At 37.7% G+C, this 13,553-nt stretch carries 10 protein-coding genes; 4 read left to right on the top strand and 6 right to left on the bottom strand.

The features are described 5' to 3' along the window. Positions 1–2: 2 nt before the first annotated feature. Positions 3–3,149 (bottom strand): hypothetical protein, encoded by a 3,147-nt coding sequence (locus CA265_03920; protein ARS38869.1) that lies wholly within the window; start codon positions 3,147–3,149, stop codon positions 3–5. Between the two features lie 800 nt (positions 3,150–3,949). After that, positions 3,950–5,653, bottom strand: a complete 1,704-nt coding sequence (locus CA265_03915; protein ID ARS38868.1) for a hypothetical protein — start codon at positions 5,651–5,653, stop codon at positions 3,950–3,952. A 414-nt stretch (positions 5,654–6,067) separates the two neighbouring features. Here CA265_03915 and CA265_03910 point away from each other — a divergent pair, with 414 nt between their 5' ends. Continuing rightward, complete coding sequence (locus tag CA265_03910) at positions 6,068–6,637, top strand: hypothetical protein (GenBank protein ID ARS38867.1); 570 nt, start codon at positions 6,068–6,070, stop codon at positions 6,635–6,637. Positions 6,638–6,650: 13 nt separating this feature from the next. On the opposite strand, the gene CA265_03905 is transcribed toward CA265_03910, so the two are convergent. The 3 genes from CA265_03905 to CA265_03895 all read right to left on the bottom strand — a co-directional run bounded on the left by CA265_03905 (position 6,651) and on the right by CA265_03895 (position 10,024). Next, on the bottom strand, positions 6,651–7,436 hold the full coding sequence (locus tag CA265_03905; protein ARS42879.1) for a hypothetical protein: 786 nt from the start codon (positions 7,434–7,436) through the stop codon (positions 6,651–6,653). A 357-nt stretch (positions 7,437–7,793) separates the two neighbouring features. Then, positions 7,794–8,915 (bottom strand): hypothetical protein, encoded by a 1,122-nt coding sequence (locus tag CA265_03900; GenBank protein ARS38866.1) that lies wholly within the window; start codon positions 8,913–8,915, stop codon positions 7,794–7,796. 11 nt (positions 8,916–8,926) lie between these two features. Then, the gene (locus CA265_03895) at positions 8,927–10,024 is read right to left on the bottom strand and encodes a phosphoserine transaminase (protein ARS38865.1); all 1,098 of its coding nucleotides are present in this window, start codon (positions 10,022–10,024) and stop codon (positions 8,927–8,929) included. 325 nt (positions 10,025–10,349) lie between these two features. On the opposite strand from CA265_03895, the gene CA265_03890 reads away from it, so the two are divergent. Next, positions 10,350–10,817, top strand: a complete 468-nt coding sequence (locus tag CA265_03890; protein ARS38864.1) for a hypothetical protein — start codon at positions 10,350–10,352, stop codon at positions 10,815–10,817. A gap of 68 nt (positions 10,818–10,885) precedes the next feature. Here the strand turns inward: CA265_03890 and CA265_03885 are convergent, their stop codons facing one another. After that, complete coding sequence (locus CA265_03885) at positions 10,886–11,515, bottom strand: twin-arginine translocation pathway signal (GenBank protein ARS38863.1); 630 nt, start codon at positions 11,513–11,515, stop codon at positions 10,886–10,888. Positions 11,516–11,616: 101 nt separating this feature from the next. Between CA265_03885 and CA265_03880 the strand changes: the two genes are divergently transcribed. Continuing rightward, a complete protein-coding gene (locus CA265_03880) occupies positions 11,617–12,663 on the top strand; it encodes an AAA family ATPase (GenBank protein ID ARS42878.1) in 1,047 nt (348 codons plus the stop codon). Between the two features lie 29 nt (positions 12,664–12,692). Next, a complete protein-coding gene (locus CA265_03875; protein ARS42877.1) occupies positions 12,693–13,550 on the top strand; it encodes a DUF58 domain-containing protein in 858 nt (285 codons plus the stop codon). Positions 13,551–13,553: the final 3 nt, after the last annotated feature.

Raw genomic sequence — 13,553 nt, 5'->3', positions numbered from 1 at the left:
CTTTAAAATGTAACATTCAAACCTGCACTCCAAACCCGCTGCTGTGGATAATACCAGGCCCTTGTATTTCTATTTTCAGGGTCGAGGTATTTAATTTTACTCCAGGTGTAAAGGTTTGAGCCATTTACGTATACCCGAAGCATGCTCATTCTAACTTTTTTAAGCCATTCTGGAGAAAAGGTGTAGCCTATTTCTGCCTGCTTAAAACGCACGTAGCTTGCATCTTTAACCCAAAAGTCATTTTGCTGATAGTTGTGTCCGCTTCCTGATGATGAAGATAAACGTGGATACGTGGCTGTTGCCGCAGTTGCAGGGGTCCACCTTCCCATATGAATGTCCATAACCTTACCCGTATTAAAAAACTCGTAGGCTGCTTCTAAACTCACTAACATCGAAGCCTCATCTGCACCTTGAAAAGCGGCAGTAAAATCGAAGCCTTTATAACTTGCACCTAAGTTTAGTCCAAAAATATATCTTGGTAGCGTTGGATTTCTTAACTGTACCCTGTCAAAATCATCAATAATGCCATCGCCATTCTGATCAATATATTTGAAATCACCAGGTTGAATTTTACCTAATGGCCCCGGATCATAACTCGATTTTGGCCAGGCATCTATTTCTGCCTGCGAATTAAAGAAACCAGCAGTTTGTAAACCCCTGTTCATTCCCAGTGGTTTACCTGTATCACGCATCCAAGGGTACTTTGCATCTACCTCATCCCTGAATAATAATTTGTTTACGGTGTAAGAAATATTTGTATTTACAAAATAATTTAGTTCACCTGCTTTATCTTGATAGTTTAATTCAACTTCGTAACCTTTATTTTCTACTATCCCTAAATTTACTGCAGGTAAAGCTGCACCAACAGTAGCTGGTATAGTACCTGGTGTGACTAAAATATTATTTCTTTTTTCGTAGAATACATCAACATTAAAAGTGATCCGGTCTTTTAAAAATTTAGACTCTAAAGCAATGTTCGATTTATTTGCTTTTTCCCACTGTACATATTTATTACCAAAAGCACTTTCTAAAATACCTCCCGGATTAACATTGTTGGTTAAACCAAAGGCATAACCACCGCTAGACGTATAGGCATTATCAATATATAAAAAGCGAACGCCCGAATTTAGTTTATCGTTACCTACCTGGCCGTAAGATCCTCTTAATTTTAAGAAACTGATGGCTTTAAAGTTTTGCATAAAAGGCTCATTACTGATTACCCAGCCAGCAGAAACCGAAGGGAAAAAACCATATTTGGCTCCATCAGGGAATTGCTCAGAACCATTGTAACCCATATTCACCTCTGCCAGGTAACGATCGTTCCAGCCATATGTTAAGCGGGCAACAACACCCTGATACGAAAATGGCCAATCAGGAATTGCAGCAGTTCCTGCCCGATTTAGTGTTTTTCTGCTTCTATTAAAAAGAACAAGTCCGCTCACATTATTCTTGCCAAAAGAATTTTGATAATTAAGTGCACCTTCGAAATAAACATCCCGGTATGAGTTATCTGCATCAGAAATAAAACTTTGTGCATAACTTAATATCGGCTGCTCATTACCAACACGCGCACCATAGGTATAATTACCGTTTGCATCTTTACCTGTAAGTTGGTACCTGGCATAATCAGTCCTAAAGCGCTCTATGCGTTGTTTATAATGGTTGGTAAAGGCAAGTTTAGAATTTACACTTAATCCTTTAAGCAATCCATCTAAACTGTATCTGCCCTCTACAGTTCCTTCTATTAAATTGGTATAATCTTTTTGGAAACCAAAATCAGAAAATTCTGCCAGAACGTTATCGGTTAAACTTGGGCCTGCACCATAGGTTCCATCAGGATTTAACAAAGGTCCGTTATTTGGTGGCGTACGCATAATTAAACTGAACAAGCGCGATATACCTCTTTGAGGTATATTCGTTACTTCCGATCTGGCCGCCAGGTTTACTTTTAGCAGTAGATCTTTATTTACATTTAAATCAACATTCGACCTGAAATTGAACCGGCTGTAATCAATGCTGGCATCAACGGCTTTATCTTTGGTGTGATTAAATAAACCACCCTGATAGAGATAACCACCACTTACAAAATATTTAACAAACTTGGTACCTCCACTCGCATTGGCGTTAAATACATGCTGAGGAGCAAAGGGTTTTAAAAATTCGTCTACATAATCTACATCCGGATACAAATAAGGATCAGTATGGTTTTTATAAGCATCTAAAGCTGTTTGATTGTACAATGGCGCTTTACCTTCGTTTGCAAGAGCCTCGTTCATTAAAGTGGCAAAATCGTATGAATTTAAAAACTTAGGCATACGCGTAACCTCCTGAATATCGGTATGGTAGGTAATACTTACTTTAGCCCTGCCTTCTAAACCACGTTTTGTGGTCACCAACATTACCCCATTTGCACCCCTAACACCATATACAGCAGTTGCCGATGCATCTTTTAAAATAGAAACGGTTTCTACCTCATAAGCACTAATACTGTTTAAGGGTCTTTCTACACCATCAACCAAAATTAAGGGTGCTGTACTATTCAATGTAGATCTTCCCCTAATGAGTAAGGTAGAACCATCAACTCCAGGCTGTCCGGATGTTTGTTGGGCAACTAACCCAGGCATACGACCCACCAGCGCATTCGAAATGTTGGCAACCGGCGTTTGCAACAATTGCTTATTGGTAACCGTTGATACTGCAGCAGTAACACTTACCTTTTTTTGCGCACCGTAACCAATTACGACAACATCTGATAAATTGTTATTTTCTGGCACTAACCGGATGTTTAATGTGTTTTTACCATTTACACTTACTTCCTTTTGTGCATAACCAACATAAATAATAATTAATGTAGCATTATCATCTACATTTTTAAGAGCAAAATTTCCGTTGTTATCGGTCAAGGTACCAACATTAGTGCCTTTAACTTTTACAGAAACACCCGGTAAGCCTACACCGGTTTCATCAAGTATTTTGCCACTAACATCAATTTTAAATTTTCTGAATAAAGACGGCTTTGCGTTTTTCAATACCTGCAAGCTGCCTGGTAAACCAAAAACCTCAATAGTAGAGGCGATGGAATTGAAACTTACAAGATTAAGCATGCAGATCGTTAATAAACATGCTGAACGTAGAATTTTCACATACATTAGTTTTTAAGTTTTAGTGTTTAAAGAATAAGCTCGTTTTGTTAATAATCGGAAGGAGAATTACCTGGATTTTTGGGCACAAAAAATCCTGCAGACAAAAAAGTAATTTTTTGATCATAGATTATAGTTTAAAATGAAAGGATTTTATAACAAACAGGGTTTGCTATAATGATTAGTTTACGTTTTAGTTAGTATTTTGGTTACCGCAAATAAGTATCTGATTCTTATTTAACAATACAATATATAAGTAATAAAAACAGAATTTTTATTTTTTTAAAGGACAAACGTTTGTTTAAAAATGCTTATAATTTAAAAATTCGGGGCATCAGAGTAATGTTGCGCTGAGAAAATATAGATTGTATTTTGCCAAAACATTCCCGAAAATTTTTACAAAAAGCTAAAATTGTCTAAACGACAATTAATAGAGATAAAACATTGAACTTTTTGTAGCATAAATTATATAATTGCCACAATTCCATCCATAGCATTAAATTGAAGGATTTAGATTAATAATGTGAACTGCGATATTTACGCGCAAACGTTTGTTTTTATTTGAAAAACCATCATAAATAGCTAATAATGACATATTACCAAATCATCCGGTGAATTTTTTCGGTAAATCGCGATTTGTAATCCCGACTTAAGAACTAAGAATTTTTAATCCTTAAAAAGAATTAACCATGCAGATTATAAACACACAGCACAAAGGTCAAGATCGCAGATCCTGACCAACTAGCGTAAACTATAGGTAACGTATTGTTAGTGTATCAGTATTATTTTTGGCAGGATTTATTCGATACTCAACTTAAAATACTGCTAAGTACTGCCTCAGATGCGGCTTCACAGAAATCGATTCCGGAATAATCGGGGTTGTAACCACCAATGTACGGAACAGCCATAATAAAGATTCTTTTATTCGCCTCCCCAGCTTCATCAACCACCTGAAAATGATCGGTAATGGTGATACCGGGCACCGTTAAAAAATAAGTATTGCCTTTCTTCGTCACCAAATCATTATGCTTCATTTCTTCCTTCCCGTTTTCTGCAGACTGAAATTTTAGCTTTGCCGGACTTACCGTTCCATTGGCAATTAAGCTTTTAAAAGGAAAATCATCGAAAGAAAGGTGCGGCTGACCAACACAGTCGATAAAGGTATCGAAGTGAACGGTAACCTTTTTATCATCCAACGTATAATGATAATCAGCACCGCCAGTTTTTAACGGTTCTACTTTCGCATCATCTCCAACGGCAACAATGTTTAACACGCCAGCCTCATACAGTGCCAGTAATTCTCTGCAAGAACTTTGTGGCACAAATGCAATTACAATAGAGATCAGCGGCATCAATACTTTTTGGAGCCGTTCCATATCTTCGGCAGACAAATATTTGGCAGGATAATTCATCGCAAAACTTAAAACAGCCAAAGCTTCTTTCCAATAAATAGATTTACGCTTCTCTATCGACTTTTCAGCTTCATCATATTCTTTTTTAAAAAGATCGAAAGGTTCCATTTTTTCCCTGAAACCCATCATGGCCCCTACAAATTCTTCCAGGTTCATGTTTTTGATCTGCGCATAAAATGCCGGATCTTTTTCGATAAACATTTCTTTAAAATTCTTTTCGAATACAAAATCCAATGGTAAAAAGCCTCCGTTTTCCGCTATGCTCGCTTGTATTTCAGCTTTACTCAGCGTTTCTTCTTTGCCCAAATGCGAATCTTCCAGATGAAAACGAATGGCCGGCAATAAACCACTTCGCGAGTGCATTACAATTTTAAAGCCTTCGCTTTCTAAATGATAACGATAGGTTCCATCTTCATTGTCTTCAAACTTACCATTTTGCCTGGCCAGTGTTCTTAAGGCATCAATAGCGGTTAACGATGAGCCCATGATGCCAACAGCGTGATTGAGCTTTAACGATATCTTCTTTGGTGGATACGGAGAATCGAAATAGTTGGGAATACGACCTTCATATTTCTTTGGCCAATTGTGTCCGGTACAGATAATAACCTGGTCGAAATATGCCTTACCATGATTTTGGATACTTACACCAACCTGGTTATCTTCAGGAAAATCGACAATATCTTCTACTACACATTTTAAATGTACATTGGTTTTTATCCCTTTTTTCGCCGCTGCATCTTTCAGCAGATTAAACTGCGCAGATAAGTATTCTCCAAAAAACAATCTGGGTAATACTTTATACTCATTAAATTTCGCTTCGTTGATGTTAAACTTTTTTAACACTGCTTTAGGCGCAATTTTAACCCAATCTTCTATAGAATTATAAATGATTGGAATTTCATTGTCTGATACATTGGTAATATGTTCTACATTAGCGCCTTCGGCACTATAAGGCATACCGGCACCTAAATAATCCTTACGCTCGAAAATGTCTATCTCAAAATTGGCCGCTTTTGATTCTGTTAATCTTTTATACATAAAAAGACCACTCGGCCCACCACCAATAATGGCAATTCTTTGTTTTGCTGTTTTAGTATCCATTTATAATTCATACAATCTTAAAAAAGGGAAATTGTTTTGTTTTTTTGCCACGGAAAACAGCGCGCAGTGATTAATCAGTTTAATTTGTCATCCTGAGGAGTAATTTATTCTATAAACATTAATATAAATGACAGGAAAGTCTCTGCATCTAACTCCAATAAGTTACCGTCATTTCGAGCGGAGTGCAACGCAGTCGAGAACCACGTTGTGCTCAGCGGAGCTAAATCTGTCTTAATAGATCTCTCCGCTCCACTGCGTTTCGGTCGAGATGACGCTATCTTTTTTAACACTGTCAATGGTAGAGGTCAGACGATCGGTTTTAGGTGTTGTCATCCCCTGTGGTTAAGAGAAAATCACAATTACCAAGAACCAATTCTGCTTATTACTGTTAAAAGAAAAGTCAATAAATTAAATATGGATACACCGCAACCAAAATTATATATGCTTTTATTGGGATCGAAAGCACCAAAAAGAAATGTAGAACAGCACGATTATTTCTTCGGCATTGCACATTCGCTTAAAGCACTGGTTCCCGAAATTAAAACATTTTGGCCAGAAGCAGGAGCCAGCATCCATGTAGATGGCTGGCGGGAAGTGAACAAGGTTGACAACTATGAAATCAACATTAAATTAAGAGACGGCCACACGCCTCTTTCTACTGATAAACTCTTTTTTATTAACCTTGGCGGCTACCAATCGAACAAACTATACGAGCAACATTATATTGTTTTATCAGTTCATGACGAAAGAGCAAAAGCCATACAAGAGGCAAAGAAAACTGTATTTTTTAAAACAAATTCGATAAAAGGTGCCAATGCGCATATTGACGAAAAGTATGGCATTGATGTGGATGATATTTATAAAATTGAAGATATTTTAAGCGAAGAATCGAAACAAAAATACCATATCGAAATAAAACCATCTTCAGGTGCTTTACCTGAAGATGAAATTCATTTGGGTTATTTTAAACTGGATAAACTTTAACAGTATTACAGGGTTATTTTTTCGACAGTTTTTTTAGCCATGCCACTAAATCAGCGGCTGCTTTATCATTTTCGAAACCCATTTCTTTTGGTAAACGTCCGTTAACATATTCGTCATACAACCATGGATCGGCAATGGCAATTGCGGTCCCTTTACCATATTTAGCAGAAGCAATCACTGTTGCGTTAGCTGCATTTTTCAACACCGGTTTTGCACCGGCTTTGGTTTCAATGGAGCAAACATCTTTCATAAATATTTTCTGCGCCGTTTTAAATACAGGATTGTTCTTGATTGAAATGGCACCATCATCAAAATGTTTGTCATCAATAACATGATTTTGCATCTCATTGGTAAAATGCATGCCAAATACATTGGCTAGTTTATTAAAGTGTGGCAACTCTACGTTTGCACTATCATTGGCAAACATCACCAATACACCGCCTTGCTTTACCCACGCCGAAATTTCGGTGATATCTGCTGCCTGTATATAATTTGGTTTTGGGTTTTCCTTTGGTCGGTCAGGATCTACAATTAGATATACATCAGTTCCTTTTAATTTGGCTACAGTAGGTGCTGTTTCTAAAGAATCTAACTTAAAACCCTGTTTTTTAAATGCATTGCCGAAAATAGAAAAACCACTCATTGCCTGCTCACTCCACAGGTAATGAAAACGAATTTCTTTACCCTGCTTATCTTTACGGGTTTCACGATTAAAAAAATAATCTAAGGTAACAGTTTGTGCACTTGCCAGGATAGATGAACAGGTTAAAACAGAAAGTATGCAAACTCTAAAAAGCATTTTCATAAAACATATCGGGTTAAATTGTAAATATCAATAGCCCAAAAGTATAAAATTTAACTATAATCAAATTGTTATAATCAACCTACAAAGGCTTAATAGATATAAAACTTACGCCATATTAAACTAAATTGATTTACCACAACAAAAAAAATACACCGACACAGTTAAAATCGATTATCCGGTTTAGAGCCAATGCAGATAATCGTGTTCTCCGTCATTTTTTTTCTTGTTTACTTTAAGTCGCTTTTTGAATAAAGCCACGATAAAGAAAGCAATAATCAGAAAGGTAGCGCCTATTTGAGCTATACTTTCTAAATCGAGATCGAACATATGCTTAGTTTTATAAGTTTAACACTAATTTACCCGTACCTGCTCAGCTTTTGCCGTTATGGCTACTGAACTACTTGCCATAAATCCCTGAGGAACCTTCGGTTCTATCCAGGTAGATTTCGGTGGCAAAAACTCAGCATTTTCTGCAGCTGTAATAAACGCATCTGCCGTCATCGGAAAAAGAGAAAAGCCAATGGCGCTTTCATCACTGTTCAGCGCTGCAAGAAATTGAGCCCATTTACAATCCGGAAAACAGGTTAATCTTTCGTCTTCCTTCGGTTTATTAATCCCCAGCACAGCTGACAAGATTTTATCTTGTAAAATAACCGTATCAGGCACTGCTGATAATGCCATAGAAGCCTGATTTAAATCCAGTTGATACCATTCGCCTTTAAAACAAAGCCCTAACCTGTTCTTCTGATCAGGTTTATAAGCTTTGTTATTGGGGATTTTTGAAACATAATAATACTGTTGGAGTTTTTCCATCAACAGTGAGTAAGAAATATCTACCCCCGTAACCACTCTATGAAAGGCACCTATCGAAATAACATCAGCAGACACAAATAGCGAACTGATCTGCTGAGGTGAGTTTTTCTGCAATGAACAGGCTGCTTCCAGGCGATGATGGCCGTCGGCAAGGTAAACCGCTTCAAGTTTCGTAAATTCTTGCACAAATTTTTCAATAACATCTTCTTCCAGTACCTGATAAAGAAAATGTTCCATCTGTGACCATTCGCTTGCCAAAGGTTTACGCGTACGCACCACAAAATCAATAAGCGTATCTAAGGTTTTGTCTTTTTTATGCACCAATAAGATTGGTGATTTTTGCGTTGCCTTATTTTTCCGATCTGTTTTAAGTGATTCTACTTTCGACGATACGGTTTCTTCGTGCCTTTTAATGGCATTTACGGGTGTTTGAGAAAGATCGGTTGCTGCCCAAATTCCCCGCATTGCACCAAACTCACCACGAAACTCGTAAACATAAATAGCCGGCCGCTCATCCAAAGGACATCCAAATAAATTGAGCAGGTCTTCAAAAGAAAGCTGTTCATTTTTATGCACCTTACCATTTACCTGATCAGAAATCATCAGGTCAAATATGTCTTTGCCTGGCTGTAATGCCTTTAGTGGAGAGATTTTTATCATCTTTTAACTGATTATTCGAGTTCAAGAACTGTTTTATCGCTGTATATTTTTTCAAAACTGGCCATCGCATTTACCAATACTTCAACACTCGATAATGGGAGTGCATTGTAAAGCGAAGCCCTAAATCCACCAACTGTTCTGTAACCTTTTATGCCTACAATTCCCTGATCTGCCGCAAATTTTAAGAACCCGCCCTCTACATCTTTATTAACCGCCAGAAAAGTAACGTTCATTCGGGAGCGGTGTGCAACATCGGCCGTGCCATAAAAAAGTGGATTTCGGTCTATTTCAGCGTATAATAATTTTGCTTTTTCTATATTTCTCTGCTCTATCCCGCTTACACCGCCCTGATCTTTAAGCCACAATAAATTAAGCATGGCTACATAAATGGAAAAAACCGGTGGTGTATTGTACATGCTCATATTATCGCGAAATATCCGGTAGTCCATCATTGATGGGATTTCCTTTTTGGCCTGATTAAGAAATTCATTTTTAGCAATCACGAGTGTCATCCCTGCCGGCCCCATATTCTTTTGGGCACCTGCATAAATGAGATCAAAATCGCTAACATTAATCTTCCTGGAAAAAATATCTGATGACATATCGCATACCACGGGAACGCCGTTAGGAGAAAAATCAAATATCTCTGTTCCTTCAATCGTATTGTTTGAAGTATAGTGTATATAAGCAGATTCTTGATCAACATTAAACTGATCAGGGATATAAGCGTAATCTTTATCTTTCGAAGAAGCAACCAGCTCAACTTCACCAAATAATTTGGCTTCTTTAATAGCTTTCTGTGCAAAATATCCAGTATCAAGATAAGCAGCCTTTTTTCCTGCGCTCAAAAAATTCATGGCCACCATAGCGAATTGTGTACTGGCCCCACCTTGTAAAAAAAGCACGGAATAGTGATTGGGAACAGATAATAACTCGCGAACCAAAAGCTGGGTTTTAAGTACCACATCTTCAAATTCCGGCGATCGGTGAGAAACTTCTAAAATAGATAAACCCATCCCACCCCAGTTGATTACGGCCTGAGCAGCTTGCTCCATTACAGATGACGGCAATATGCACGGGCCGGCACCGAAGTTGTGTTTTTTATGCATGAGAAAAATAATATTCGGTTAAATTAATTACAATGTAAAGATCAGTAGTTAAGCAAATTATACCGCAACAACTTATTTATTTGGTAAAAATTATTTTTTATCAAACCCTTAACATCCTAAAAATTTGGTTTAGCACATCAGGAAAATAAGTTGACAGAATATAATTTTTATTTGCACTCCATAATTTTCACTATTATTGTAATATATACACTAAGTAGCTTTTTAAATAAGAACCATAAATTAACTTAAATATACCTTATTTTAACTATTTTTAGGCTTCACAAAAGCGAACAAAATAGAAACAATTATACACTAAGTATTTTACATGCAACCTCAAAAAGTTGATCAGACTGATATCGAAATCCTAAATCTTTTACAACGTGATGGATTATTAACCTATAAAGAAGTTTCGGGAAAGCTTAGAAAAAGCATGACCCATATTGTAGAGCGCATTAAAAAACTGCGGACAAACGGCTACATCAAATCAACAGTTGCCATTGTAGATATCGATAAACTGAGGTCGCATTTTATAGCCTTTCCGCACATACAGCTTACCATGCATTCAGAAGATATTGTAAGGGCATTTAAGGCCGAAATGGAAAAATACCCCGAAGTGATGGAATGTTATCATCTTACCGGACATTTCGATTTTATGCTTAAGGTAGCCATGCCTGATATGGTTTCTTACAACAATTTCCTCAGAGACAATATAGGTGCCCTGGCTTATGTAGGAAATATCCAGAGCTTTTTAGTGCTGAATCAATCAAAGGCCGAAACGGCTTACGCCTTGTAGTGGTTAACTAGTAATGTATTTAATTGCGCATTATTTTAAAGAAATAACCAACTGAAAATTGCCAATTGTTAACTGTTAATGCCCATGGCGTACAGGATAATATTTACCCCAAATTTGGTATTGTCTTCAGCTAAAAAGCGTTTATTCCTGAAATCGTAGTCCCACTCGCAGCCATAATCTTTATTGCTATACAACACCCCTATCCTATTGTTAATGGTAATGGCTTTCAAGTAATCGTGCACCAGATCGTCGCCCCAACCGTTTAACTCAAAAGAAGTGGTAGGCGGTCCCTTCTCAAACTTGAAAAAAGAACTATAAATGCCATGGTTATTGGGGATTTTCTTCAAAGCTTGTGGACCAAACAGGTTGCTCATCTGTGTTTCGAACGAGCGGGCGAATAAACCATCAATATCGTGGTTGCAATCATCTACAAAAACGAAACCGCCGTTGTGCACATAGGTTTTAAAATTTACAGCTTCCTGCTGGCTAAATTGAACCAGTTTGTGTCCGCTTAAATAACAAAAAGGATATTTAAATAAATCGCGGCTGCTCAATTCTACAATTTTCTCCTCTTCATCTAAAGGAATAGTGGTATACTCCAGCAAAGAATTCAACAAATTAGAAGGCATCCGCTGATCGGTATCCCAATCGCCAGAATTATATTTTAACCTCGCAAATGTAAATTTAGCTCTTTGCACAGCCTAAAATTACCTTCATTTTTCATTAATTGTATTTTTTAACCAAATTATCTTGTAAATTTTTTGATATTCTTTCCACAGGGCTAAAACTATCTGCCAATATGCGCTATATTGAAGCACAATATCGTTATACTAAAAAATCAACCGTTTTGGAGCGTTCAGAAAGCAACATAAAAATATTGATCGATAAGATCTCCCTGTTAAAAAGCGAAATACAGAAAGTAATTGTTGGCCAGGATGTGATCATTGAAGAAATGCTGATTGCATTAATGGCTGGCGGACATTGTTTACTGGAAGGCGTACCAGGCCTGGCAAAGACTTTAATGGTAAGAACCATGTCGCAAGCTTTAGATCTTTCTTTTAGGAGAATCCAGTTTACGCCCGATTTAATGCCCACCGATATTGTAGGCACCGAAATACTGGAAGAAGACCATGTAACCGGAAAACGTTTTTTTAAATTTAATAAAGGCCCCTTATTTGCCAATATTATTCTGGCGGATGAGGTGAACAGAACGCCACCAAAAACACAATCGGCCTTATTAGAAGCCATGCAGGAATTTGAAGTAACCTATGGCGGGCAAACTTACCCCTTAGATCGGCCATTTTTTATCCTGGCCACCCAAAACCCCATTGAACAAGCAGGTACTTATCCCCTGCCTGAAGCTCAGTTAGACCGGTTTCTGTTATATATCAAAATCGGTTACCCTACCGCAGCAGAAGAAACACAAATTTTAAGCAGTACCACAGGCAGCAAGAAAGCAATAATCAACCCGATTGTTGGAGCTGAAGAAATTAAGGAACTGCAAGCCATTACCCGCGAAGTAAGCATCAGCGATGACCTGATTACTTATGTAAGCGAAATGATCCGTGCCACACGTCCTGATACCACTACTGTAAATTTTGTAAAAGAATGGGTACGCTGGGGCGCTGGCCCACGTGCCGGACAGGCGCTGATTTTAACGGCTAAAGCAAGGGCACTGTTTAAAGGCCGGTATGCTGTAATCATGGAAGATTTACAAGCCATGGCTTATCCGGTATTGCGCCATAGGGTATTAATGAACTTTAAAGCGGAAGCGGAAAATGTTTCGTCAGACAAAGTAACAGACGAACTGATTAAAGCCATTTCGAAACCAAAATCGAATATTTAATGCAAAAACTGCTTGATCCGAAAATATTGATGGCCATTAAAGACCTGTCGTTATCGGCTAAAATGACGATTGACGGGTTTATGAATGGCATTAATAAAAGTACCGTAAAAGGTCCGGGATTGGAGTTTAGCCAATACAGAAGTTACCAGCCAGGTGATGACCTCCGCTCGCTCGATTGGAAAATGTTTGCCCGCTCAGACCGCTATTACATTCGCGAATCGGAAGTAGAAACCAATATTGCCATACGAATAATCATAGACGCTAGTGCTTCGATGAGCCACAGCGACGGCGATTTTACCAAAATAGATTATGCGCGATATCTTGGTGCCTCGTTAGCCTACCTGGCAAATTTACAGGGCGATGCCATTGGTTTATATGTGCTTAAAAATTCCAGCATCTTTTCCATGATAGCCAAACAGGATTATCAGCATTTGGCCAGGTTATTTTACCAGTTGGAGCAGATTAATCCTGAAGGAAAGTTCACCAAACCCATTCACTACAAAGAGCTGTTTACAGGTACTCAAAAACGCGAACTGCTTATTTTCGTTACCGATCTTTATCAAAGCGATGATGAGATTATTAAATTGCTGGATACTTTAAATACACTTCGGCACGAAATTGTAGTTTTTCATGTGCTCTCAAGAAATGAACTCGACCTGGATTTTAAAGGGTATAGTACATTCGAAGATCTGGAAACAGGCGAAACCATTCAGATCGATCAGGAAAAGGCCCGGGTAAATTATAAGACCAAACTGGCCGTTTATTTAGAGGAAACAAGAGTTAAAATGCTCGACAGAAGAATTTTCTACCGAACCATTTGTACCGATGAGCCTTTAGATCAGGCATTAAGAGATTTTTTAAAACAAAGAAGTAAACTTAGAATTTAAACG

The sequence above is a fragment of the Sphingobacteriaceae bacterium GW460-11-11-14-LB5 genome (assembly GCA_002151545.1).
GTDB lineage: Bacteria > Bacteroidota > Bacteroidia > Sphingobacteriales > Sphingobacteriaceae > Pedobacter.
The sequence above is the reverse complement of the archived record's forward strand: the minus strand, read 5'-3'. Positions and strand labels throughout refer to the sequence as shown.